The 24,538-nt window shown below is 57.8% G+C and carries 26 protein-coding genes; 15 read left to right on the forward strand and 11 right to left on the reverse strand.

Features of this window, described 5'->3' with window-relative positions:
- Positions 1 to 163 precede the first annotated feature (163 nt).
- The 3 genes from WMO17_RS09305 (at position 164) to WMO17_RS09315 (ending at position 3,397) form a co-directional block, all read left to right on the forward strand.
- Positions 164 to 1,261, forward strand: coding sequence for an ABC transporter substrate-binding protein (locus WMO17_RS09305; protein WP_349137953.1), 1,098 nt, complete (start codon positions 164 to 166; stop codon positions 1,259 to 1,261).
- Positions 1,262 to 1,633: 372 nt separating this feature from the next.
- Positions 1,634 to 2,554, forward strand: coding sequence for an ABC transporter permease (locus tag WMO17_RS09310; RefSeq protein ID WP_349137954.1), 921 nt, complete (start codon positions 1,634 to 1,636; stop codon positions 2,552 to 2,554).
- A gap of 30 nt (positions 2,555 to 2,584) precedes the next feature.
- Positions 2,585 to 3,397 carry an ATP-binding cassette domain-containing protein gene (locus tag WMO17_RS09315; RefSeq protein WP_165852618.1) on the forward strand — a complete coding sequence of 271 codons (813 nt, stop codon included), beginning with the start codon at positions 2,585 to 2,587 and terminating at the stop codon, positions 3,395 to 3,397.
- Between the two features lie 148 nt (positions 3,398 to 3,545).
- On the opposite strand, the gene WMO17_RS09320 is transcribed toward WMO17_RS09315, so the two are convergent.
- The 8 genes from WMO17_RS09320 to WMO17_RS09355 form a co-directional block, all read right to left on the reverse strand.
- A complete protein-coding gene (locus WMO17_RS09320) occupies positions 3,546 to 3,779 on the reverse strand; it encodes a hypothetical protein (RefSeq protein ID WP_005944505.1) in 234 nt (77 codons plus the stop codon).
- An 88-nt stretch (positions 3,780 to 3,867) separates the two neighbouring features.
- The gene (locus tag WMO17_RS09325; RefSeq protein WP_154255602.1) at positions 3,868 to 4,683 is read right to left on the reverse strand and encodes a TatD family hydrolase; all 816 of its coding nucleotides are present in this window, start codon (positions 4,681 to 4,683) and stop codon (positions 3,868 to 3,870) included.
- The gene (locus WMO17_RS09330) at positions 4,680 to 5,642 is read right to left on the reverse strand and encodes a DMT family transporter (RefSeq protein WP_349137955.1); all 963 of its coding nucleotides are present in this window, start codon (positions 5,640 to 5,642) and stop codon (positions 4,680 to 4,682) included. The genes WMO17_RS09325 and WMO17_RS09330 overlap by 4 nt, the downstream gene beginning before the upstream one ends.
- Before the next feature lie 6 nt (positions 5,643 to 5,648).
- Positions 5,649 to 7,646 (reverse strand): methionine--tRNA ligase, encoded by a 1,998-nt coding sequence (metG, locus tag WMO17_RS09335; protein ID WP_097781568.1) that lies wholly within the window; start codon positions 7,644 to 7,646, stop codon positions 5,649 to 5,651.
- Between the two features lie 356 nt (positions 7,647 to 8,002).
- Positions 8,003 to 8,305 (reverse strand): Dabb family protein, encoded by a 303-nt coding sequence (locus tag WMO17_RS09340; RefSeq protein ID WP_291014973.1) that lies wholly within the window; start codon positions 8,303 to 8,305, stop codon positions 8,003 to 8,005.
- A 73-nt stretch (positions 8,306 to 8,378) separates the two neighbouring features.
- Positions 8,379 to 8,597 carry a DUF6199 family natural product biosynthesis protein gene (locus WMO17_RS09345; RefSeq protein WP_349137956.1) on the reverse strand — a complete coding sequence of 73 codons (219 nt, stop codon included), beginning with the start codon at positions 8,595 to 8,597 and terminating at the stop codon, positions 8,379 to 8,381.
- A gap of 9 nt (positions 8,598 to 8,606) precedes the next feature.
- Positions 8,607 to 8,918: a hypothetical protein gene (locus WMO17_RS09350; protein WP_349137957.1), complete on the reverse strand. Its 312-nt coding sequence runs from the start codon at positions 8,916 to 8,918 to the stop codon at positions 8,607 to 8,609.
- Between the two features lie 19 nt (positions 8,919 to 8,937).
- On the reverse strand, positions 8,938 to 9,255 hold the full coding sequence (locus WMO17_RS09355; protein ID WP_349137958.1) for a hypothetical protein: 318 nt from the start codon (positions 9,253 to 9,255) through the stop codon (positions 8,938 to 8,940).
- 1,164 nt (positions 9,256 to 10,419) lie between these two features.
- On the opposite strand from WMO17_RS09355, the gene WMO17_RS09360 reads away from it, so the two are divergent.
- The 9 genes from WMO17_RS09360 to WMO17_RS09400 all read left to right on the forward strand — a co-directional run bounded on the left by WMO17_RS09360 (position 10,420) and on the right by WMO17_RS09400 (position 18,331).
- On the forward strand, positions 10,420 to 10,884 hold the full coding sequence (locus tag WMO17_RS09360) for a DUF2798 domain-containing protein (RefSeq protein WP_097775200.1): 465 nt from the start codon (positions 10,420 to 10,422) through the stop codon (positions 10,882 to 10,884).
- A 528-nt stretch (positions 10,885 to 11,412) separates the two neighbouring features.
- Positions 11,413 to 12,072, forward strand: coding sequence for a F0F1 ATP synthase subunit A (locus WMO17_RS09365; protein ID WP_120081250.1), 660 nt, complete (start codon positions 11,413 to 11,415; stop codon positions 12,070 to 12,072).
- Positions 12,073 to 12,111: 39 nt separating this feature from the next.
- On the forward strand, positions 12,112 to 12,339 hold the full coding sequence (gene atpE / locus WMO17_RS09370) for an ATP synthase F0 subunit C (protein WP_005944490.1): 228 nt from the start codon (positions 12,112 to 12,114) through the stop codon (positions 12,337 to 12,339).
- A 15-nt stretch (positions 12,340 to 12,354) separates the two neighbouring features.
- Positions 12,355 to 12,846, forward strand: a complete 492-nt coding sequence (locus WMO17_RS09375; protein WP_005944489.1) for a F0F1 ATP synthase subunit B — start codon at positions 12,355 to 12,357, stop codon at positions 12,844 to 12,846.
- Entirely contained in the window at positions 12,836 to 14,590 is a 1,755-nt protein-coding gene (gene atpA / locus WMO17_RS09380) for a F0F1 ATP synthase subunit alpha (RefSeq protein ID WP_005944488.1), read from the forward strand. Before WMO17_RS09375 ends, atpA begins: the two co-directional genes overlap by 11 nt.
- Positions 14,577 to 15,458: an ATP synthase F1 subunit gamma gene (gene atpG / locus WMO17_RS09385; RefSeq protein WP_097781573.1), complete on the forward strand. Its 882-nt coding sequence runs from the start codon at positions 14,577 to 14,579 to the stop codon at positions 15,456 to 15,458. The genes atpA and atpG overlap by 14 nt, the downstream gene beginning before the upstream one ends.
- Before the next feature lie 33 nt (positions 15,459 to 15,491).
- Positions 15,492 to 16,904, forward strand: a complete 1,413-nt coding sequence (gene atpD / locus WMO17_RS09390) for a F0F1 ATP synthase subunit beta (RefSeq protein WP_097775203.1) — start codon at positions 15,492 to 15,494, stop codon at positions 16,902 to 16,904.
- Positions 16,904 to 17,311 (forward strand): ATP synthase F1 subunit epsilon, encoded by a 408-nt coding sequence (gene atpC / locus WMO17_RS09395; protein ID WP_005944484.1) that lies wholly within the window; start codon positions 16,904 to 16,906, stop codon positions 17,309 to 17,311. The genes atpD and atpC overlap by 1 nt, the downstream gene beginning before the upstream one ends.
- A 171-nt stretch (positions 17,312 to 17,482) precedes the next feature.
- Entirely contained in the window at positions 17,483 to 18,331 is an 849-nt protein-coding gene (locus WMO17_RS09400; protein ID WP_097776480.1) for a sugar phosphate isomerase/epimerase family protein, read from the forward strand.
- Positions 18,332 to 18,492: 161 nt separating this feature from the next.
- Here WMO17_RS09400 and WMO17_RS09405 read toward each other — a convergent pair whose 3' ends face one another.
- The 3 genes from WMO17_RS09405 to WMO17_RS09415 are packed head-to-tail and all read right to left on the reverse strand — an operon-like array spanning position 18,493 to position 20,358.
- The gene (locus tag WMO17_RS09405) at positions 18,493 to 19,293 is read right to left on the reverse strand and encodes a hypothetical protein (protein WP_349137959.1); all 801 of its coding nucleotides are present in this window, start codon (positions 19,291 to 19,293) and stop codon (positions 18,493 to 18,495) included.
- Complete coding sequence (locus WMO17_RS09410) at positions 19,287 to 19,988, reverse strand: ABC transporter ATP-binding protein (protein ID WP_298638654.1); 702 nt, start codon at positions 19,986 to 19,988, stop codon at positions 19,287 to 19,289. Before WMO17_RS09410 ends, WMO17_RS09405 begins: the two co-directional genes overlap by 7 nt.
- Positions 19,981 to 20,358, reverse strand: coding sequence for a GntR family transcriptional regulator (locus WMO17_RS09415; RefSeq protein WP_120020920.1), 378 nt, complete (start codon positions 20,356 to 20,358; stop codon positions 19,981 to 19,983). Before WMO17_RS09415 ends, WMO17_RS09410 begins: the two co-directional genes overlap by 8 nt.
- Positions 20,359 to 20,618: 260 nt before the next feature.
- On the opposite strand from WMO17_RS09415, the gene fucO reads away from it, so the two are divergent.
- The 3 genes from fucO (at position 20,619) to WMO17_RS09430 (ending at position 24,514) form a co-directional block, all read left to right on the forward strand.
- On the forward strand, positions 20,619 to 21,767 hold the full coding sequence (gene fucO / locus WMO17_RS09420) for a lactaldehyde reductase (RefSeq protein WP_005944478.1): 1,149 nt from the start codon (positions 20,619 to 20,621) through the stop codon (positions 21,765 to 21,767).
- Between the two features lie 236 nt (positions 21,768 to 22,003).
- A complete protein-coding gene (locus WMO17_RS09425; RefSeq protein ID WP_349137960.1) occupies positions 22,004 to 23,311 on the forward strand; it encodes a putative ABC transporter permease in 1,308 nt (435 codons plus the stop codon).
- Between the two features lie 240 nt (positions 23,312 to 23,551).
- Positions 23,552 to 24,514 carry a calcium/sodium antiporter gene (locus tag WMO17_RS09430; RefSeq protein WP_207698678.1) on the forward strand — a complete coding sequence of 321 codons (963 nt, stop codon included), beginning with the start codon at positions 23,552 to 23,554 and terminating at the stop codon, positions 24,512 to 24,514.
- Positions 24,515 to 24,538 lie beyond the last annotated feature (24 nt).

A 24,538-nucleotide genomic window follows, 5' to 3' on the forward strand; every position in this document is an offset into this window, starting at 1 on the left:
GCAAAGCAGGGCAAGCAAGGTGGCACCGCAGAATCGAACTTTACCGATCCTGTCCTTGTGGATAACACACAGGGACAGGGTCGTTTTTATTTGTAAGACCCGTCCCGCAAGGGGAGCGGGTCTTTTACTTTTGCCGCCCGCTCCGGGAAAGGAGTTTACTGTTATGAAAAACGTTACCATGATCTCCCGCCGCAGCTTCCTCAAGGCCGCTATGGCTGCTTCCGCCGTTTCTGCACTGGCATTCACCGGCTGCGGCGGCTCCGCTTCCAGCACCGTGGCTGCATCTTCCACTGCTTCTTCCGCTGCCGCTTCCGCAGCAGCCGAGGGCGGCCAGACCTTCAAGGTGGGCATCGTCAACTATGTGGATCATGCTTCCCTCAACCAGATCGTGGAATCTGTGGAGAGCCGTCTGGATGAGCTGGGGGCAGAGAAGGGCGTTACCTTCGACTACGCCGACTACTACGCAAATGCACAGGCTGACCAGTCCAACCTGAACCAGATCGGTGCCGACCTCGTAGGGGACGGCGTGGATGTGATCGTGGCTGTGGCTACCCCCACCGCCGCAACCATGCTGGCCGCTGTGGAGGATACCGATATCCCCGTTGTCTACTCTGCTGTCACCGACCCCGCCGCTGCAGGCTTTGACGGCGAGGAGAACATCACCGGCACCTCCGACGCACTGAACACCGAGGCCATCATGAAGCTGATCACTGCCGTCAACCCGGACATTGACACCATCGGCCTGCTGTACGACCTGAGTCAGGATGCCTCCACGCAGGCCATTGCCGATGCCAAGGCCTTCTGCGACGCCAACGGTATCAAGTACATTGAGAAGAACGGCACCACCACCGCCGAGGTGCAGATGGCTGCCGAGGCCCTGATCGCTTCCGGCGTCAAGGCCGTGTTCACCCCCACCGACAACACCGTGATGACCGCAGAGCTGTCCATCTACGAGACCTTTACCGAGGCAGGCGTCCAGCACTACACCGGTGCTGACAGCTTTGCACTGAACGGGGCCTTTGTGGGCTACGGCGTGGATTACGTCCAGCTGGGCGAAGCCACTGCCGATATGGTGGCAGAGCTGCTGTGCGAGGGCAAGACCACTGCAGACCTGCCGTACCAGACCTTTGATAACGGTATCGTCACCATCAACACCGAGACCTGCGAAGCGCTGGGCCTTGACCTTGACACCGTGAAGGAAGCCTTCAAGCCCTACTGCACCGAGATCGTGGAAGTAACCACCGCAGAGAACTTCTCTTAAAAAAGAACCCTCTCAGTCAAAACCTGACGGTTTTGCCAGCTCCCCCGAAGGGGGAGCTTTTGGCGGCTTTAGGAAAAGTTTTCGATTCAATTGCAAAGTGTGCAGCTTTGCCAGAGGCTCTCCCTTTGGGAGAGCTGGCGCGTAAGCGCCTGAGAGGGCGAGGACGCCGCCCACAGCGCCGCGCTTTCGCAGAAAGCGGCGCTGCAAATGCCGTTTTCCGTCACGACCCTACTCGTGAAAAGGGGATTCAGAAAAGCCCGCAGGCTTTTCTGAATCCCGAATAAAAACCCAATTCCGCTGAAAATGGCCAGAGCAAAAGCGGAGGCCATTTTAAATCGTCCAATCAAAAAGAAACATAAAAGGAGCACACACATGCTGGCGAGTATCTTTTCGCTCAACGTCCTACAGACGGCGCTGGAACTGGGCTGTATCTATGCCCTGGTGGCGCTGGCACTGTTCCTGAGCTATTCCATCCTGAACATCGCAGACCTTTCCACTGACGGCTGCTTCACGCTGGGCTGCGCCGTGGCCTGTCAGGTAGCACTGACCGGCCACCCCATTCTGGCACTTGTTGCAGCCATGGCGGCAGGTGTGTGCTCCGGCTTTGTTACGGCTTTTCTGCAGACCCGCCTTGGCGTGGAGAGCATCATGGCAGGCATCATCGTCAACACCGGCCTTTACACCATCAATCTGGCCGTGATGGGCTTTTCCTCCACCATGTCGCTGGTCAAGACCGACACTGTTTTCTCGCTGGCAAAGGGCTCACTGAGCTTCCTTGGCGGCTGGTATAAGCTGGCCATCGCGCTGGCCATGATCCTGCTTGCCGGTGCGGCGATGCTGGGATTTCTGGGCACCCGGCTGGGCCTGTCCATCCGCGCCACCGGTGACAACGCTGCCATGGTGCGTGCTTCCAGTATTAACCCGGCTTTCACCATTACGGTGGGCCTGTGCATTTCCGGCGCATTGTGCGCCCTCTCCGGCGGCCTGCTGGCACAGTATCAGAAGAGCTGCGATATCAATGTGGGCACCGGCATGGTGACCATCGCACTGGCTTCCCTCATCATCGGCGAGACTCTGCTTGGTAGGCGCACCATGCTGCGCCGGATCATCGGCGTGGTGTTCGGCAGCTGCCTGTACCGTTTTATCGTGGCTGTGGCCCTGCGCTTCAATGTGCCTGCCGCCGCCATGAAGCTGGTGTCCGCCATCATCGTGGCCATCGCCATTTCGATGCCGGCCATCAAGGAAAAAATCGCCTTTGAGCAGCGCAAGCATGGGGCCTGCCGCCCCGCGTGACCACCGGCAAGGAGGGAAAGTAAGATGGAAATGCTTCAGCTGAACGATCTGCACAAGACTTTCAACCCCGGCACGGTCAATGAAAAAGTGGCCCTGAACGGTGTCAGCCTGCACATGGAAGCCGGGGACTTTGCCACCATCGTGGGCTCCAACGGCGCGGGCAAATCCACCCTGTTCAACGCCATCACCGGCGGCTTCATCGCGGATGAGGGCAGCATCCTGCTGGGCGGACAGGATATCACCTTTGCGCCGGAGCACCAGCGCAGCAAGGTCATCGGCCACCTGTTTCAGGACCCGCTCAAGGGCACGGCACCCAACATGACCATTGAGGAAAACCTTGCGCTGGCCTATCTGCGTGCCGGCACCGCGCCCCACGCCATCTTCTCCCGCATCTCCCGCAAGGACAAGGAAGTGTTCCGCGAAAAGCTGGCGCTGCTGGATATGGGCCTTGAGGACCGCATGAAGCAGCCGGTGGGACTGCTTTCCGGCGGCCAGCGGCAGGCGCTGACCCTGCTCATGGCAACGCTGGTCACCCCCAAGCTGCTGCTGCTGGACGAGCACACCGCCGCACTGGACCCCGCCACCGCCGAAAAGGTGCTGGAGCTGACCAAGAGCATCGTGGCCGAAAAGAAGATCACCTGCCTGATGGTCACCCACAATATGCATCAGGCATTGGAGCTGGGCAACCGCACCCTGATGATGGATTCCGGCCGCATCGTCTTTGACGTGAAGGGCGAGGAACGCAGCCGGATGACCGTGGACGACCTGCTTGAAAAGTTCCGCGAGAACGCAGGCAAGAATCTGGACAACGACCGCATCCTGCTGAGTAAAGTGGAAAAGTGACCCGGACAGGAAAGCACAGCCCCGACAGACCATGCAGTCTGCCGGGGCTGTATTTTTGCAGGAGCACACCGCAGGGAAAAAGCGGTTCCCCCTGAAACTGCAAATCCCCCCTGCGCAGATGCACAGAGGGGATTTTAAATATCAGAAATTACTGAACGTATTCGACCGTGTACTCGAAGCCGTACTCTTCCTGCAGCTTCTTCACCTCGGCCTCGCAGTCCTCGATGAAGGTGGGGGCGTAGACAGAAGCGCCATTGTGGGCCTTCTTGTAGTCCTCAACGATCTGCTGCAGCTTTGCCCAGCCCTCGTTGGCCTTGTTCTGGTCGATGCTGTCGGGGAAGTTGATGATGAACTCGCGGTGCTTAGGAATACGTGCTTTCATGGTAGGTTCTCCTTATAACAGTTTGGATTTTGATTGTTGATTTATACAGAAGCACAGAGAAAAACCTGTGCAACTTGCGAAAAACGGATCACAGCCCGTATACCCGGCGGGCATTTTCGGCTGTGGTGCGGAACACCTCTTCCACAGAGATGCCCCGCAGCTGGGCGATATACTCGCCCACATAGCGGATGAGGGAGCTGTCACAGCGGGTGCCGCGCACCGGCTCCGGTGCCATGTAGGGGCAGTCGGTCTCCAGCACGATGCTTTCCAGCGGCAGGGCGCTGATGGCTTTTGCCGCCCGCTTGGCACCCTTGAAGGTACACGCCCCGCCAAAACCGATGAACAGTCCCTGCTTTGCCAGCCACACCGCGTCATCGGCACTGCCGGAATAGCAGTGGACGATGCCCTTGGGCTGGTATTTTTTGAGCAGGGCGTAAGCATCGGCGTGCGCATTGCGGTCGTGCACGATGATGGGCTTGTCCAGCTCCAGCGCCAGCCGGATGTGTGCTTCAAACATGGCCAGCTGGGCGTCCTTGGGCACAGGCCAGTGGTAGTCCAGCCCGCACTCCCCTACAGCTACCACCTTGGGGTCCTCGTAATACGGGGCCAGAGCGCGCATCTCTGCGGCCCAGTCCCCGCCGTACACCGAGACCGTAGGAGCCGGGCCTTCCTCGCCGCAGTCGGCGGCGGGCAGCAGGCTTTCCGGGTGGATGCCAACAGCTGCCACCACCCACGGGTAGCGGTGCGCCAGCTCCAGCACTTTGGGTGCATCCCCGGAGTGGGTGGCCTGTTCACACACGCCCACCACGCCCTTGCCGGGCAGGCTGCCCAGTAGGAAATCGCGGTCTGCGTCAAAAGCGCGGGCACTGTAGTGCGCGTGGGTGTCAAAAATGGGGCCGGTCATTTGCCCTCCTTTTTGGCGGGGGCCTTGTTCACCAGCCAGATGCCAACACACACGAACACCAGCGCCGCCAGATACTGCCAGCGGAACAGGGGTTCGCCGTTGAGCACGGCGCTCAGCAGTACGTTGACCACCGGGTTCACGAAGCCAAAGATGGCAATGCGGCTGACCGGGTTGTTCTTCATCAGCAGGGCCCACAGCACATAGCCTGCCCCGCAGATGAAGGCCAGATACAGCATGACCGCCACCGCCAGTGCGCTCTGCACATGGAGACTGCCGCCCAGCACAGTGCCCAGCACGAACAGTGCCAGACCGCCCACGAACAGGTTGATGAAGCAGACGGCAAAGCTGTCTGCTTTTTTGGTCACAGATTTGTTCCACGGGCCGGACAGGGTAAAGATGATGGTAGCGGCCATCATGCAGAACACGCCCCAGCCGCTTCCGCTGCCGTGGTTGCCCAGCGTGCCGATGAGCACGCCCGCAAAGCCGATGACACAGCCCAGCGTTTTGGCAGGGGTCATGCGGTCGGCGTTGCCGTAGATGAAGTGGGCAAAGATCACGCCCAGAAAGCTCTGGGTGCTGTTCAGGATGCCGCCAAAGGCACCCGTGAGCATGGCAACAGCGATGTAATAGAATGCGTACTGGGTCGTGGTCTGCCACAGGCCCAGAGCACAGCACTCCGCGGCCACTTTGCCGCGGGGGAACTTGGGCAGGCGGCTCTGCAGCAGAACACTGCCCAGAAGCACCAGAAAGCTGCCCAGCATGAACCGCACACCGGCAAAGCAGAAGATGGAGGCGGTGCTGCTGGAATCAATGGCGAACAGCCGGTAGCCCAGCTTGATGAAGGGGAAGGCCGAGCCCCACAGCACATTGCAGAAGATGGCCAGCAGCACGGCGAACACCGGCGTGCCGAAGATCTTATCCAGCCATTCCGCGCGGGAAAGCGTTTTGTTTTCCTGCATGGCGGCTCAGTGGATGCGGCTGCCCACGGGGGTGTCATCGCCGTAGAAAGCGATGGAGCAGCCGCCGTCGGCGGTATCAGCAGCAAAGATCATGCCCTCGCTGACATACTTGCCCTTCATCATGGGGCGAGGTGCCAGATTGCACACAATGCCGATCTTCTTACCGATCAGGTCTTCCGGCTTGAACCACTTTGCAATGCCGGAAAGGATGCAGCGCTCCCGCTCGCCGTCAAACACGGTCAGGTGCAGCAGCTTCTTGCTTTCCTTCAGGTTCTCGCAGGCGCGCACTTCGGCCACGCGCAGTTCCACCTTGCAGAAGGTGTCAAAGTCGATCTCTTCCTCGTGGGTAAAGTCCACGGTGCTCTCCTCGGCGGGGGCGGCAGCCTTCTTCTCAGCTTCAGCCTTGGCCTTGTTGGCAGCTTCGGCAGCGGCCTTGCGCTTCTCGTCCTCTTCCTTCAGGTGGGCAATTTCCTTTGCCACATCGATGCGGGGGAACAGTGCCTCGCCCTTGTGCACAGTGTAGGTCTCCTGTGCGCCGTAGGTGGTCTTGGCCAGGTCCAGAGCAGATGCGTCCAGACCCAGCTGTTCCATCATCTTGGGTGCGGTGGTGGGCAGGTATGCGTTCAGCAGGATGCCGCACACGCGCAGTGCCTCGCACAGGTGGTACAGCACGCTCTCCAGACGGGCCTTGTTGGCCTCGTCCTTGGCCAGCGCCCAGGGAGCGGTCTCGTCGATGTACTTGTTGGCGCGCTGGATGACCGCAAAGATCTCCATCAGGGCCTGCGGGATGGTCAGGCTGTCCATGTCGGCCGTGACCTTGGCGGTCAGCTCGTTGACCATGGTCTCCAGCTCGGTGTCAATGGCTTCGGTACCGGCCACATTGTGCACGGTGCCGCCGAAGTACTTCTCGCACATGGCGACGGTGCGGCTGAGCAGGTTGCCCAAATCGTTCGCCAAATCGCTGTTGATGCGGGTGATCAGAGCTTCGTTGGTGAACATGCCATCGTTGCCGAAGGGAATCTCACGCAGCAGGAAGTAGCGGATGGCATCCACGCCGTAGCGGTCGCACAGGATCACAGGGTCCACCACATTGCCCACGGACTTGGACATCTTGCCGCCGTTCATCAGCAGCCAGCCGTGGCCGAACACCCGCTTGGGCAGAGGCAGATCCAGAGCCATCAGCATGGCGGGCCACAGAATGGTGTGGAAACGCAGGATCTCCTTGCCCACCATGTGCAGGTCGGCAGGCCAGAACTTGTCGTAGTCGTGATATTTTTCGTTACCGTAGCCCAGCGCGGAGATATAGTTGCTCAGGGCGTCCACCCACACATACATGGTGTGCTTGGGGTCGAAAGGCACCGGGATGCCCCACTTGACCGAGGTACGGGACACGCAGGTATCCTGCAGGCCCTGCTTGATGAAGGCAATCATCTCGTTTTTGCGGCTCTCAGGCTGGATGAACTGGGGGTTCTCCTCGTAGAGCTTCAGCAGGCGGTCGGCATACTTGCTGGTCTTGAAGAAGTAGGCTTCCTCGTGTGCGTCGTACACTTCGCGACCGCAGTCGGGGCACTTGCCGTCCACCAGCTGGCTGTCGGTCCAGAAGCTCTCGCAGGGCTTGCAGTAGTGGCCGATGTACTCGCCCTTGTAGATGTCGCCCTGCTCATACAGCTTGGTAAAGATCTTCTGGCAGGACTCCATGTGGTAGTCGTCGGTGGTGCGGATGAAGCGGTCGTAGCTGACGTCCAGCAGCTTCCACAGATCCTTGACGGTGGCTACGATCTTGTCCACATACTCCTTGGGGGTCACACCGGCATCGGCAGCCTTGTCCTGGATCTTCTGGCCGTGCTCATCGGTGCCGGTCAGGAACATGACGTCATAGCCCTGCATCCGCTTGAAGCGTGCCAGTGCGTCGCAGGCGACAGTGGTATAGCTGTGGCCGATGTGCAGCTTGTCGCTGGGGTAGTAGATGGGAGTGGTAATGTAGAATGTCTTGTGCTCACTCATAGGTTGATACTCTTCCTTTCCTGATTTGGCGGGGGACGAAAAAAGCCCTCATCCTGCCGGACTGAGCCGGACAAGGACGAGAGCCTAAAACTTTCGTGGTACCACCTTGCTTCGCCGCACCCTTGCGGGCGCAGCCTTTTGCCGGGCCAAAAAGCACGGCGCAGCGCGGTAACGGGCGCACCCGTCGCAGGCTCAATTTTTACCTGCGCAGCTCCGAGACCATCTTCGGCATCGCGCGGCCTGCCCGGTTCCATCCTTCGGGCTTTCTGTCAGGCGCAGACGGTGCGTACTCTTCTCTTCACAGCCAATTTACATTGTTATGTCTATAATACGCAAAAACGGTGGGTTTGTCAACATTAAATCTCGTAATCCAGACAGAACCGTGCCTTGGTGTAGGGCCGCACCTTGCTGTCGGCCACAGCCACATGGGCGGGATGGACGGAGTAGCCCTTGAGGGCCTCGGCGCTTTCAAAGGTGGTGTCCAGCATCAGGTCGGCGGTGGAAGAGGGGAGACCGTTGATGTTGACATGCACTTCCACAAGGCCCGGAATTTTGCCAGCCAGACCTTCCAGCCCTTCCTTGATGCCTGCCTTGACGGCGGCTTTTTCGGCATCGGACAGTTCATCCTTCAGCTGCCACAGGATCACATGCTTGACCATAATAAAATACCTCCTGCGTTTTTTCTCATTGTAACAGGGTGAGAAAAAATCCGCAAGAGGAAACGGTAAAGTCTTATTTTGGTGCGAACAGCAGCACCACCAGAAGCACGGCACAGAGCACCGAAACTACGATGCCCTCCAGCCGGGTCAATTTGATGTACGCTTCCGTTGGTTCGGTCTGTGTATACCGTCCACGGTCATGCAGGGCAATGGCATCTTCCGGATGCAGCGCCATAAAAATGCCGAACCCGATGCCGAAAAGTGCGGTTAAGATCGATAAGATGACTTCCATAGCAACCCCTCACTTTTTGGTTTTGTCGTCCCTGCTCAGGGCATAGCACAGATACGAGATCAGCAGGGCAGCGCACAACACGAGCGCTGCCACCATCAAAATGGAATTCAGCGGCTCGACCTTTGGCAGAAAAATGTTGACCAGATAGAGTGCACCGCAAAGGATCGAAGCAATGCCGTAAAATTTGCGGAAGTGCTTTTTTTCGTCCTCACTGCTCCATCCGGTGCCGGTGCCATTGTACAGATCCCGGATGCCGCGGTACAAAAACAGCACACCCAGCGCGGCGTTCAGCCAATCCCAGTCCGAAAGATTCAAATTCATGGTGGCCCCTTTCCGGCTGTCAATCCGCACTATGGTTCCAGCTTTCGTAAGCGACAAGATAAAGAAGGTCTCCCACAATGGCGATGCCGAAGATGATACGGTAGAGCAGCGATGTAACAGGTGTGAAGGCTAAGATCAGAAAGGCGATGCTGTTGAGCATGTAAAACACGCCGTTCTTTTTCTGCCAGAAGGCGCGGTACTCCGGGTCACGGTGATACTGGTTGAACGGCAGATTGATGAACGGGTCTTTGCCTTGAAGATCCCGAATGCCGGAGATGAACCAGATAACGGTCAGCACAAGGTTGAACAGAGTGGAAAACGAAACGAACGACTCCATGGAATACACCTCCCATCTTTTTCCACAGTATACCACAGAAAAGTGCAAAAACACAAGGACGGTATTCAACCGCGCAGCATAAAATTTGCACAAATCGGGCGTTGACTGTTGGTGAAAACAGCACAAAATAAAACCAGCCGGACGAGGCGATTGCAAGCCCTCGTCCGGCTGGATACTTACTTCTTCGGAGTCATAAGCCTCTTCTCCTTGTGGTTCCTCATTTTCGGAGTAAACGTTTCATAGGGTGACTCTCCTTAGAAACTACTGGAAACTGAGAATCTATTTCAAGGGGACGAATTTACTTAGTACATTGGATTGACCCTTCTCTTAACTGATGGAGTGCGGCACCGAGATTCGGAAGATGAATTTCATATTACCACATTCTTTCGAGTTAGATTTGCTAGGGGCAAACTACTTAGTACATTGGTAGAACTCCTTTTTTGCTATTCAAATAATGTTCTCCGTACAAAAGATACCTTCATAGGAATCATCTCCGGCGGATCTATTTGAATCGCTGGGGGTTAAGTTTATCGACAGGTTGTCGTGTAATCGCATTTCTGATGCTCAAGACTGGCTCATTTTTGTTGTGTTTTTATACGGGGGAAACATCCCGTCTGTGGTGAGCCTCTATTTTGCTTCTCAGCGAATCCCGACAGCCTGTCCCTGCTGTGCGGGTTCCATATCGACCATCGGTCTCGCTCCTTTCTGCTTCAAGTCAGCGGGATTAGCTCTCTCTTGAGCTTCTGCTGTACTTCTCTGGTTTCTGGCTTTATTATACATATTCCTGATTGATTTGTCTATTCGCAGAGTGCACAAGGATATAAATATAAAATTGTGCAGTTCTTGAAAAACAGCAGATAGAACGTGAAAAATGCCGCTTTCTGTGCGATGTGCCCGGGCGATCGGGCCCTTTGGAGAGGAACTCTGTGCCCTGCAGGGAGGGCTGCCGGGAAGGTCACAGCAAAGCTGCCCAGAAGTTCCGGGCCGTTTGTGGAGGATTTTGCGCAAAACGGGAGAAAGTGTCCACAGGGTATTATGCGTCAGATCGATTTGTGCTAAAATAGCGCCAATGAATGGTAGTCGCCGCCGCCCCGCGAGATGAAAGTTTCGCGGGGCGGCTTTTTTGCGGCAAAAATTTAGACACAAAAGAAACGGAGAATCAAAATGCCTAAAACTTTACCGGAACGTATCTTCTTTACCATTGTCATGGCTGCAATTATGGTCTATGGCATGATCGTTTACAATGTGGCGCTGAACACAGGCGGTGTCACCAATGCCACCTTTGTTATGGCTCTGCACGAGATGCCGATCATGGTTCCCATTGCCTGCGTGCTGGAATTTTTCGTGGTGGAGAAACTGGCCACCGGATTGGCGTTTATGTTCATGCGGCCCACAGATCGTCCGCAGTTCATCACCTATGCCATCTCGCTGATGATCGTGTGCATCATGTGCCCGGTGATGAGCCTGATCGCAACGGTGCTGTTTAAAGAACCCGGCTTTGGCACTTGGGTGCATACATGGGGCTGCAATATGCCCATGGCCCTGTGCTGGCAGATGCTGTACTGCGGGCCGCTTGCCCGTGCCATCTTCCGGCTGGTGTTCCGCCGCGGCGCAAAACAGGCGGACTGACAGATTTTAGATATGCAGTTATAATAAATATGTATAGGAGCGGGTGTAATACCGGACAAGACGCCTATACGAATTTTATATATCGGGCATATAAACTATGTGCAATAGGGCATTTTTGATGGAAATATTTCCCGGAATGCCCTGAAAAAGCCATTGAAACCTAAGAATTAGCTAAGAAATTTGTGGAAAAAGTACATGCGAAGAGCGTTTTGTTGGACAAGATGCACAACTTTTTTAATATATCGATGCAGTAGAATCACCTAAAATGTAGAATGTGCACAAAGCCACTTGCCAATTTTCGTCAATCGTACTATCATACACAACGAAAAAAGACGAAGTGACCCGTGCAGGAGGGAGGGTGTGACCGGACAGAGCCGAACACCTTCCTTACTTTTTTCACAAAGCTGCGCCTTTTCTTCGAGCGATAAGAAGGACGCTGCGCCGCCGGGGCGGTGCGGCGGTCTTACCCCCGGAACCCTATTCTTCAGGAAGGAGGAAAAACAATTGAATAATCTGACCAAAGCATTGATGGAAGAGCTGACCGTCGAATACGTCAAGGTCGGCCCGCTGCAGATCCCGGAATCCGTGGTCATCAGCTGGGTGATCCTGGCCATCGTCACCATCGGCTCGATCCTGCTTACCAGAAACCTGAAGGTGGACCATATCAGCAAGCGTCAGGCCGTGCTGGAAATGGCCTACCTCGCAGGCACCAATTTCTTTGAAGGTCTGCTGGGCGAAAAGGGCAGGCGCTATGTGCCTTACCTGATGACCGTGGCCATCTACATCGCCTTCAGCAACCTGATCGGTGTGTTCGGTGTCAAGCCCCCCACAAAGGATCTGGATGTGACCGCAGCGCTGGCGCTGATGAGCATCGTCCTGATCGAGGGTGCCGGCATCCGGGCACGCGGCGGCGTGGGCTTCTTCAAGAGCCTTGCCGCTCCTACCCCGGTCATGACTCCCATGAACATCCTCGAGATCGCTATTCGCCCCACCAGCCTGTGCATGCGACTGTTCGGCAATGTGCTGGGTGCATTCGTCATCATGGAGCTGATCAAGCTTGTGGTGCCCGTGTTCGTCCCGGCGGTGTTCAGCCTGTATTTTGACCTGTTCGACGGTCTGATCCAGACCTACGTGTTCGTGTTCCTGACTTCGCTGTTCATGAAAGAGACCATGGGCGGAGAAGACTGATCCATTGATATTTACTGAATTTAAAAGGAGATTATTACTATGAATGGTTTGATTGCTCTGGGCGCTGGCATTGCAGCGCTGACCGGCATTGGCGGCGGTATCGGCATCGGCATCGCAACGGGTAAGGCAACGGAGGCAATCTCCCGTCAGCCCGAGGCATCCGGCAAGATCCAGACCAACCTGCTGCTGGGCGCTGCTCTGGCAGAAGGTACTGCAATTTTCGGCTTCGTCGTTGCACTGCTGATCATCCTGTTCCTGGGTCAGTAACGGAGGCGCAGACGAATGCTGAAGTTGGATATTAACCTGCTGTGGACCGTCGTGAACGTCCTCGTCATGTATGCGGTGCTGCGCAAGTTCCTGTTCAAGCCTGTTCAGGACGTGATCGCAAAGCGCCAGCAGATGGTGGACGCAAACCTGGCCGATGCGGAGACCTCCAAGAAGGAAGCCGCAGAGACCATGAACGCCGCACAGGAAAAACTGCGCAATGTGGACAATGAGGCCGCTGCCCGCCGCGAAGCCTACGAAAAGCAGGCTGAGGTCGAAAAGCAGCAGCTGCTGGCAGATGCCCGCAAGCAGGCAGACGCCATCGTGGCAGCCGGCAAGGCAAGCGCCGAGGCCGAACGCCAGAGCAAGCTGCGGGAAGCCGATGCCCAGACCACGGCACTGGCCCGTGCGATGTGCGAGAAGCTGCTGGCCCGCAATCTGACCGCCCAGGACGACGCACGTCTGCTGGACGATCTGCTGGAGAAAGCAGGTGCAGGCAATGGCAACTGAATTCAGTCGTGAATTTTTTGCGGACAACCGCATCGTCAAGGCCGAGCTGCGCAGCGCCCGCAAGCCCCGGGAAGAGGAGCTGAACCGGATCCGCGCCGAGGTACGCAAGCTGTATGATGCCACCGAGGTCATCCTGAACGTGACGGTGGACGAGAGCCTGCTGTCCGGCTATGTCCTGCAGGTGGGCGACCGTGTGTTCGATAACTCCGGCCGTCATCAGCTGGACAAGATGATGGAGGGCAAGCCCTCGCTGGCTACCCTCAAGACCCGCATTGAGGACTACAAGCCCGCCGAGACCTCTGCCGAGGGCGGTGTGGTCATCTCCTCTGCCGACGGCATCGTGCACGTCGAAGGCATGAACCGCGCCGTGTACGGCGAGATCGTCACCTTCGACAACGGTGCCAAGGGTATGGTGGAGAGCGTGGACCCCGAACAGCTGGGCATCATGCTGTTCGACGGAGCTGAGACCGTCGGTGTGGGCACCATGGTGACCCGCAGCGGCAAGCGTGCCGGCATCCCGGTGGGCGATGCCTTCCTGGGCCGTGTCATCAGCCCGCTGGGCGAGCCCATCGATGGCAAGGGCCCCATTGAAGCTGTGGGCTACAACCCCATCGAAAAGCAGGCCCCCGGCATTCTGGAGCGTCAGAGCGTGGATACCCCGCTCCACACCGGCATCCTCGCCATCGATTCCATGTTCCCCATCGGCCGTGGCCAGCGTGAACTGATCATCGGCGACCGCCAGACCGGCAAGACCTCCATCGCCACGGATGCCATCCTGAACCAGAAAAACACTGGTGTGCTGTGCATTTATGTGGCCATCGGCCAGAAGGCTTCTTCCATTGCCCGCGTGGCAGGCGATCTGCAGAAGCACGGTGCTATGAGCTACACCACCATCGTGGCGGCTACTGCTTCGGATTCCGCTCCCCTGCAGTACATCGCACCCTATGCCGGTACCGCACTGGCCGAGTACTTCATGAGTCAGGGCAAGAGCGTGCTGATCGTTTACGACGATCTGTCCAAGCATGCAGTGGCCTACCGTGCCATTTCTCTGCTGCTGCGCCGCTCTCCGGGCCGTGAGGCTTACCCCGGCGACGTATTCTATCTGCACTCCCGTCTGCTGGAGCGCTCCTGCCGGATGCGCGACGATCTGGGCGGCGGTTCCATCACCGCACTGCCCATCGTTGAGACGCAGGCAGGCGACGTTTCGGCCTACATCCCCACCAATGTCATTTCCATCACCGATGGTCAGATCTTCCTCGAGAGCGCTCTGTTCAATGCAGGCAACCGCCCGGCCGTCAATGTGGGTCTGTCGGTGTCCCGTGTGGGCGGCGCTGCCCAGACCAAGGCCATGAAGAAGGCCAACGCCAACCTGCGTATCGAGCTGGCACAGTACAAGGATATGGAGTCCTTTGCACAGTTCAGCTCGGATCTGGACGCAGAGACCCGCCGCCAGCTGGACCACGGCAAGGCTCTGATGGAAATGCTCAAGCAGCCGCTGTATCAGCCCAAGTCCGACGCCGAGCAGGTGGTCACGCTGGTGCTGGCTTCCCACGGTGTGCTGGACGAACTGCCCACTGCCGAGCTGCGCGCCAAAACTTCCGCATTTGTGCGTCAGTTCCGCGCGGATGTGTCCGGTACGATGGATAAGATCACCGCCACCGGCAAGCTGGAACCTGAAATGGTCGATGCCATCCTGAACGCCTGGAAAGCTTATGCGGGAGGCGACAGCCATGCCGTCCAGTAAGCTGCTGAAGGAGCGCATCGAGAGCATTCAGGACACCATGAAGATCACGAACGCCATGTACCTGATCTCCTCGTCCAAGCTGCGCAAGGCACGTAAGAACTACCAGAATGTATCGCCCTACTTCAACCGTATGCGCGATACCATTTCCCGCGTGGTGCCCCACCTGCCGGAAGAGCCGGTGCATCCGTTCTTCCACGAGCGTAATATCGCAAACCCCAAGCGGGCCTACATCGTGCTGACGGCAGATAAGGGCATGGCAGGCGCTTACAACCAGAACATCATCAAGTTCCTCAAGGAAAATGCGGATGAGAACGACCGGTTCTATGTGATCGGCCAGACCGGCTACCGCGCCCTGTACCACAAGGATCCGCGGCTGGTGGAGGATTTCCACTACGGTGCCACGGAGCCTACGCTGCAGCGTGCCCGCGATATCACGATGGACGCCATCGATGATTTCAAGACCGGCAAGCTGGATGAGATCTATCTCATCTATACCCGCATCGAGAATGCACTGACCAGCGAGCCCACCATGGTGCGTCTGCTGCCGCTGGACCGCGCCCATCTGCAGCCTGCCCCCAAGGGTCTGGGCGATCCGAAGGGCGATGTGGAGATGTTCCCGTCTGCATGGACGGTGTTTGAACAGATCGCGCCCATTTATATGCACGGCATGATCTTTGGTGCCATGACCGAGAGCTTCTGCGCAGAGCAGAGCGCCCGCATGACCGCCATGGATTCCGCCACCAAGAACGCCAACGATATGATCCGGGAGCTGCAGCTGGAATACAACCGCACCCGTCAGGGCTCCATTACACAGGAGATCACCGAGATCATCGGCGGTGCGGCTGCCGTGCAGAACCGGGCGGAATAAAACGTATTTACAAATTAGTATAGAGGCAATCGTATGATACAGGGAACTATTATTCGCGTAGCCGGCCCTGTGGTGGACGTGCAGTTCACCGCAGGCAAGCTGCCTGCCCTGCAGGAAGCGCTTACCGTGACCGCCGAGGGCACCGAGCGCACGATGGAAGTGACACAGCATGTCAACGAGACCACTGTGCGCTGCATCATGCTTTCCGCCAGCGAGGGTCTGGGCAAGGGCATGACCGTGACCGCTACCGGCCACGGCCTGACCGCACCGGTGGGCGAAGCCACGCTGGGCCGCATGTTCGACCCGCTGGGCAGACCCATCGACGGCAAGGGCTCTGTGGATGATGTGCCGCATTGGCCCATCCACCGCAAGGCCCCCAGCTTTGCAGAGCAGAAGCCCGCGACCGAGATCCTGGAGACCGGCATCAAGGTCATCGACCTGCTGGCCCCCTATGCAAAGGGCGGCAAGATCGGTCTGTTCGGCGGTGCAGGCGTCGGCAAGACCGTGCTGATCCAGGAACTGATCCATAACGTGGCCACCGAGCACGGCGGCTACTCCATCTTCACCGGCGTCGGCGAGCGCTCCCGCGAGGGCTGCGACCTTTGGGGCGAGATGAACGAGTCCGGTGTTCTGAATAAGACCGCACTGGTCTTTGGTCAGATGAACGAGCCCCCAGGAGCACGTATGCGTGTTGCCGAGACCGGCCTGACCATGGCAGAGTACTTCCGTGAGGAGACCCACAAGGACGTGCTGCTGTTCATTGATAACATCTTCCGTTTCGTGCAGGCAGGCTCCGAGGTGTCCGCTCTGATGGGCCGTATGCCTTCTGCTGTGGGCTACCAGCCCACTCTGGCCAACGAGCTGGGCGCTCTGCAGGAGCGCATCACCTCCACCAAGGAAGGCTCCATCACCTCTGTGCAGGCCGTCTACGTCCCCGCCGACGACCTGACCGACCCGGCCCCCGCCACCACCTTTGCACATCTGGATGCCACTACCGTGCTGTCCCGTAAGATCGTGGAGCAGGGCATTTACCCGGCCGTGGACCCGCTGGCATCCACCTCCCGCATTCTGGAAGCGGATATCGTGGGCGAGGAGCACTATCGCGTGGCCCGCAAGGTGCAGTCCATTCTGCAGCGCTATCAGGAACTGCAGGACATCATCGCCATTCTGGGCATGGACGAGCTGGACGAGAACGACAAGCTCACCGTTGCCCGCGCCCGCAAGCTGCAGAAGTTCCTGTCCCAGCCCTTTGCTGTGGCCGAGAACTTTACCGGCCTGAAGGGCAAGTATGTGCCGCTGCAGGATACCGTGCGCGGCTTTGCCGCCATTGTGGACGGCGAGGCCGACGATCTGCCGGAGTGGGCTTTCTTCAACGTTGGTACGCTGGAAGATGCCCGCCAGAAGGCAGCGGAAAAGCTGGCTGAGGAAAAGGGCGGTGCCGTCTGATGAACAAGTTCATGCTGAACATCACTGCGTCCAGCGGTGAGTACTATCAGGGCGATTGCGAAGACCTTGTGCTGCCCATCAGCGATGGCGTGTACGGCATACAGGCTGGACACAGCCCGGTACTGGTGGCCATCCACATGGGCATCCTGCACTTTGAGGTGAACGGTGAAAGCCGGGACATCCTGGTAGGCGACGGCATTGCCGAGGTGACGCCTGCCTATGTGATGGTGCTGGTGGACAGCGCCGAGCGCCCGGAGGATATCGACAAGAACCGTGCCGAGGCTGCCCGCATCCGTGCCGAGGAGCGTTTGCAGCATCAGCAGAGCATGCATGAATATTATCAGAGCAAGATCGCGCTCGACCGTGCGATGCAGCGCCTGCAGGCCGCTGCAAAGTACCGGCGCTGAGAATGAGCCGCGTCTGCCAGGACCAGATCTGAAAAAAGAGCATCATTTGTATCCATTGAGGGTGCAAAGTGATGCTCTTTTTTGTTTCAGGCTGTTCCATGGAACGCAGCTTTCGTGTATAATAAGGTCAATGCAACCCCGCGTGTTGTGCGGGAAAGGAGGAGGTTTTCCATGATCCAATTCGGCCTGCGTCTGCATGACGCGGAAAAGCTGCCCGTTGAACAGGTGCTGCCGCTGGTGCGCCAGAAAGGCTTTACCTGCGCCCATGTGGCCCTGAGCAAATCCTTCAAGGAGCTGCCCTGCACCCCCAGCGCCCTGACCCCCGGCTATGCGCTGTATCTGCGGCATCTGTTTGAGAAAAACGGCATCGACATTGCCGTGCTGGGCAACTACCTGAACCTTGCCCACCCGGATGCGGATGCCCTGCACGCCATTCAGGAAAAATACTATGCGCACATCCGCTTTGCAAGCCTGCTGGGCTGCGGCATGGTGGGCACCGAGACCGGTGCGCCCAACGCGGAGTACAAATTCTGTCCGGAGTGCCGCAGCGACGAAGCCCTTGCTACTTTTATCCGGAACTTCAAGCCGGTGGTGCGCTGTGCCGAGCAGTACGGCGTGACCATTGCTATTGAGCCGGTGGTCAAGCACATCGTGTACGATGCCAGACGCGCCCGCACTGTGCTGGACGAGATCGGCAGCCCGAACCTGCAGATCCTGTTCGACCCCGTCAACCTGCTGAACATGGAAAATGTGGACCGCCGCGAGGAAGTGTTCGCCGAGGCCATCGAGCTTCTGGGCAAGGACATCGCCATGATCCACTTCAAGGATTTCCTGCGCAAGGATGCGGGCGGCCAGCTGGCTGCTACGGGTGCAGGGCAGGGCGGTATGGAGGACTACCGCACCATCCTGCGGTTTGCAAAGCAGGAAAAGCCCTATATCTTTGCAACGCTGGAGAATACCACCCCGGAAAACGCGGTGGAATGCCTGAACTACCTGAAAAAGCAGTACGACGAGTGCTGAACACTTTATAACAAGAAAAACATCTGCAAGCTTTGCCCGGAATGGGGCAGCTTGCAGATGTTTTTTGTATCAGATGAAGTTTATGGTTCGGCCTTTTACAAATTGCAATTAAGAAGTAGTTTCGCTGAAAATGCCCAGAACGAAAGCGGAGGACATTAAGATCATTCCAGATTCAGCTTATGTTCCATCAGCCAGCGGGTCAGCAGAAAGTATCCTGCGGCAAAGGCGATGCTGACCGCCAGCCCGAACAGGGTGGTGAACGCACTGGGCGCAGCAATAGAAACATCTACACCGCCAAGGGTGGGATCGGAAACAGCCTGCAGCATGTCGGCACTGCTGACACCGGAGCTCAGCCAGTTCTGCAGGAAGGACAGCAGGAAAAATGCCAGAATACCGGCCGGGACCATGTGCTTTTTGAACTGGTGGCCGATCATGCAAGCGGCATAGATGCACAGGATGCTGGACACCAGTGCCACCAGCCCGTTCAGCGTTTCAAAGACCAGCCAGAGCCACCCGGAGCTGCCGGTCATGCGGAAGATCTCCACCACTTTCTGCCACAGCTCCGGCAGCTGCTGCAGGGCCGCGCTGTTCAGAGACAGAGCCAGCAGCATCGCCGCAAAGGAGAAAATACCCACGATGCTGCTGCAAAGCATCCACACCACGCTGGAGATCAGCTTGGAAAGGATGAGCTGGCTTTCCGTCACCGGCAGGGTGTGCATCAGGTAGCCTTCGCGGCCCAGCAGATTGCGGGTGAAGCGGGTCACAATGGTCATCACGGACACCACTGCCACCGCAACGGCTACGATCATGTAGGCGAACAGCAGCAGAGATGCAAAGTTGTCCTTGGAAGAGCTGCGCAGGGAAAAGCCGCTCAGCACTGCCAGCGCAACAAGGGCCAGATACAGCCCGCCGTAGGTGCGGCCGGTGGCCTTGAATTCATATTTTAACAGCTGTTTCAGCATTTGAATACCTCCCGGAAATATGCATCCACGCTCATGCCCTCGGTCTCGCGCAGCTCTTCGGCATTGCGGTGGGCGAACACCCGGCCATCCTTCAAAAAGACGGCTTCGTCCAGAATTGGCTCGATATCGCCGATGAGGTGGGTGGATAGAATGACGGTCGCATCCCGGCTGTAGTTGTTCAGGATGGTGCTCAGGATGTAGTCCCGGGCGGCAGGGTCCACGCCGCCAATGGGCTCATCCAGTAGGTAGAGCTTTGCGGCGCGGCTCATGGCAAGGATCAGCTGCACCTTTTCCTTGCTGCCCTTGGAGAGGGTCTTGAGCCGTGCCTTCGGTTCCAGTTCCAGCCGGGCCAGCATTTCGTTTGCCTTAGCGGGGTCAAAATCGGCATAAAATTCGTGGAACATTTCCACCAGCTGCTCCACACGCATCCAGTCCGGCAGCCAGTCGGCGTCCGGCAGATAGGACACGATAGCTTTGGTGTCCGGCCCGGGGGTCATGCCGGCGATCCGGATGCTGCCTGCACTGGGCTGCAGCAGACCGTTCGCCAGCTTGATGAGGGTGGTCTTGCCGCTGCCGTTGGGGCCAAGCAGCCCCACGATGCGGCCAAAGCCGATGTGCAGGTCTACATTTTCCAGTGCGGTCTTATCCTTCTGGTAGCACTTGGTCAGTGCTTCACAGCTCAAAAGCTCATTCATTGCGGTCCTCCTTTGCGTCCCAGTGTTCCAAAAGCGCGGCTGCCTGTGCGGGACTGTAGCCGATGCCGCGCATCTTTTCCAGAAAATCCGACGCCAGCGTCCGGGCGGTGTCGGCGCGAAGCTGTTCGATCAATGCAGTATCCTCCGTAACATAGCGGCCTGCAGTGCGTTCGGTGTGCACCAGCCCTTCCGTCTCCAGCTGGGCAAGGGCCCGCTGCATCGTGTTTGGGTTCACCCCGGCGGCTGCGGCCAGATCACGTACCGAATCCAGATGCCCGCCCGGCGGGTAGGTGCCGGCCAGGATCCGGGCCTTCAGCCGTTCCACAAGCTGGGCATAGATCGGGCGGCTGGCATCAAACTGTTCGCCCATGGTATCATCTCCTTGTCTTGCTGTATTAAGCGCTTGATACAATAATACACGATTTGCTCTGTTTGTCAAGGGGAAAAAGAAAAAACACCATAAAACTGTGGGAAATTGAAAAAAGTGCCCATAAAACACTGCACATTGATAAAAAATTACAATAAATTCAAACAATTTCACATTGCAAAGCTTTTGACAATGTGCTATGCTGAAAAACAGAGAGCTCCGCCCGGAAAGCGGCGGAAAAGAGATTTGGAGGAAAAATAACTATGGCTGACCGCATCGTTCTGAATACCATCTCCTACCATGGCCACGGTGCCATTGAGAACATCGTTCCCGAACTGACCGCCCGCGGCTACAAGAAGGCATTCGTCTGCTCCGACCCCGACCTGATCAAGTTCGGCGTCACCAAGAAGGTCACCGATCTGCTGGATGCTGCAAACTTTGCCTATGCTGTTTACAGCGAGATCAAGCCCAACCCCACCATCGCCAACGTGCAGGACGGCGTGGCCGCTTTCAAGGCTGCTGAAGCTGACTGCATCGTGACCATCGGCGGCGGCTCCTCCATGGATACCGCAAAGGCCATCGGCATCATCATCAATAACCCCGAGTTTGCGGATGTCCGCTCTCTGGAAGGCGTTGCTCCCACCAAGAAGCACGCTGTGTTCACCATCGCTGTTCCCACCACTGCCGGCACTGCTGCTGAGGTCACCATCAACTACGTCATCACCGATGTGGAGAAAAAGCGCAAGTTCGTCTGCGTGGATACCAACGATATCCCCGAGATCGCCGTGGTCGATCCCGATATGATGTCCTCCATGCCCAAGGGCCTGACCGCCGCCACCGGCATGGACGCTCTGACCCACGCTATCGAGGGCTACATCACCAAGGGTCACTGCGTCATCTCCGATATGTTCCATCTGGAAGCCATCAAGCTCATCAGCCAGAGCCTGCGCGGCGCAGTGCAGAATACCCCGGAAGGCCGCGAGGGCATGGCTCTGGGCCAGTACATCGCCGGCATGGGCTTCTCCAATGTGGGTCTGGGCATCGTCCACTCCATGGCACACGGCCTGTCCGCTCTGTACGACACCCCGCACGGTGTGGCCTGCGCCATCCTGCTGCCGGTGGGTCTGGAGTACAACAAGAGCGTCGCTGGTGAGCGCTACCGCGCCGTGGGCAAGGCCATGGGTGTTGTGGGCATCGATGAGATGAACGATGTGGAAGCCGCTGACGCCACCATCGCCGCCGTCAAGCAGCTGAGCGCAGACGTGGGCATCCCCACAAATCTGCACGGCATCCTGAAGGAAGAGGATATCCAGTTCCTCGCCGAGTCCGCATTTGCGGATGCCTGCCGTCCCGGCAATCCCCGCGACACCAGCGTGGAGGAGATCGTGGAGCTGTATAAGAGCCAGCTGTGATTCCGCTCTGTAAATTCAAGCTGTAATTTTGAGCCCTGCTGTCCTTCGGGATGGCAGGGCCTTTTTCTAAGATGTATCTGAAAACAAAGCAACAGACTGGATCTTCGTCTTTTCAGAGATGCCCGGAGAGCCTGCCGCGTCGCAGAGTGACAAAATTTCTGCACGGCTCTTGTACACAGCGCCCAAAACGGGTACAATCAATGCAGTAAGAAAAAACTGGAAGCGAAAGGAATCTTATGACGCTGAACTTCTATACTCTGGGTGTTATTTATCTAGTATATTCCTTTTTGGGCTGGGTGGCTGAGACGGTAGTCGCGACCATCCGGGGCGGAAGGTTTGCCAACCGCGGTGCGGCGGCAGGCCCGTTCTGCTTTATCTACGGTACCACCGGCGTGCTGCTGGCCGTGAGTTTCGGCGACCTGCGCGCCGAGCCGGTCTACCTGTTCTTTGCCTGTATGATGGCGGCAACGGTGATGGAATGGATCACCGCCAAGCTGCTGGAACGCCTGCACCGCCGCAAGTGGTGGGACTATTCCGGAAAAAAATTCAATCTGAACGGCTATGTGTGCCTGCAGTATTCGCTGCTGTGGGGTGCGCTGGGCACGGCAAGTGTGCTGTGGGGCAATAATGTGTTGCTGCAGCTGTGCGCGCAGATCCCTGTCTGGCTGCTGCGCCCGGCAGTATGGGTCTCGCTGACGGTGGCGGTGCTGGACCAGATCGGTTCGGCGGTGCTGGTGCAGCAGTATGCGGCCCGGCACCCGGTGCTGGAGCAGCTCAACCAGAGACTGGGAAAGCGGTCGGATACGCTGCGCCGCAGGATCGCGCTTTACATTGAAAAACGCATCCAGTATGCTTACCCGGCTGCGGCCCGGCAGGAGCAGACTGCGCTCCGGAAGGGGGAAAAGAACTTCCTCAGCGTGTCCGACCTGCTGTGGCTGTTCGTGATCGGCGCGTTTCTGGGCGACATGGTGGAGACGGTGTTCTGCCGCGTGACCGCCGGGGTCTGGATGAGCCGCTCCAGTCTGGTCTGGGGGCCGTTCAGCGTGGTGTGGGGTCTGGCGCTGGTGCTGGCAACGGTGCTGCTGCGTCAGGAAAAGGACCGGAGCGACCGCTATCTGTTCGCCTTCGGCACCGTCATGGGCGGTGTGTACGAATACGTGTGCAGCGCCGTCACCGAGCTGCTGTTCGGCACTGTGTTCTGGGACTACAGCAAGTTCAAGTTCAATCTGGGCGGGCGCATCAACCTGCTGTACTGCTTTTTCTGGGGCATTGCGGCGGTGATATGGATGCGCTACGGCTATCCGCTGGTGCTCAGAGGCATGAAGAAGGTGCGCAGCCGCGTCCGCCCATGGATGACCGTCCTGCTGGCAGTGTTCATGGCGGTGAACATGCTCACCAGTGCGCTGGCGCTGGCCCGGTACGATGCCCGCACCAGCGGTGAAGGCCCCAAAAACAGCATCGATACGCTGCTGGATGCGCATTTTGACGATGCCCGCATGGAGCGTATTTATCCCAACGCGAAGAAAGTAGCCAAGGCCGGATGAAATTTCAACGCTCCTCTTGCACTTTGGTGCAAAAACCGGTATAATATTTTCCGGATAAAAGGGAGTAAAGGGCGCTCGTTTTGCAAAAACGGTGCGCTGTGGCGCAGCGACATCCCGGCAGAAATGCCCGCTGTGTCACCGGAAGCTTGAGACTTTTATTACACTTTCCCGTTTTTGGGCAGGATGTAATAAAGGTCTCTTTTTTATTGCTGCTCTGCCAAAAACAAAAGGAGAAAAACTATGCTCATTCCTGTTTTGCTGTTCATCGTGGGCCTGCTGTGCCTCATCAAGGGCGGTGACTGGTTCGTGGATGGTGCCACGGGCATTGCCCGCCGCTTCCATGTGCCGGAGCTGCTCATCGGTGCCACCGTGGTGTCCATCGGCACCACCCTGCCGGAGGTGATGGTCTCCACCACCTCGGCCTTTACCGGCCACGGCGAGATCGCCTACGGCAACGCCATCGGTTCGATCATCTGCAATGCATCGCTCATTGCGGCCCTCACCATTGCGGTAAAGCCGGGCAAGGTAGACCCCAAGAGCCTGCGCACGCCGGTGCTGTTCTTCTTTGTGGCAGCGGCCTTCTATGCCGGTGTGGCCTACACCACCGGCTACTTCTCCCGCCCGGTGGGCCTGATCCTTCTGGCCATGTTCGCAGCGTATATCATCTGCAACGTGATGGCCATGAAGAACGCCCCCGCCCCGGAAGAAGAGGAAGAACCGGAAGAAAATGCATCCTTTGCCAAGGAGCTGGGCCTGCTGGCCGTGGGCGCGGTGCTCATTGCCGTGGGTGCCAACCTGCTGGTGGACAACGGCACCCTGATCGCACAGGCACTGGGCGTGCCGGAGTCGGTGATCGCGCTCACCTTCGTGGCACTGGGCACCTCGCTGCCGGAGCTGGTAACGGCCATCACCTCGCTGGCAAAGGGCCACGGTGCACTTTCGCTGGGCAATGTCATTGGTGCAAACGTGTTCAATCTGGTGCTGGTGAGCGGTGTTTCCGCCACGGTGGCACCCTTTACCATCCCGCAGAACTCCCTGCTCTTCGGCCACAATGCATCGCTGGTGCTGGAGTTTCCGGTCATGTTCGCCGTAATGCTGCTGCTCACCCTGCCCGCTCTCTTCAAGGGCAAGCTGAGCCGCCCGCAGGGCATTGCGCTGCTGTGCATTTACGCGGCATTCTGTGTGGTGCAGTTCACCATCTGATAAAACAGCAAAAGGCCGACGCAG

This window comes from Faecalibacterium faecis, assembly GCF_040096475.1.
Taxonomy (GTDB): Bacteria; Bacillota; Clostridia; order Oscillospirales; family Ruminococcaceae; genus Faecalibacterium; species Faecalibacterium taiwanense.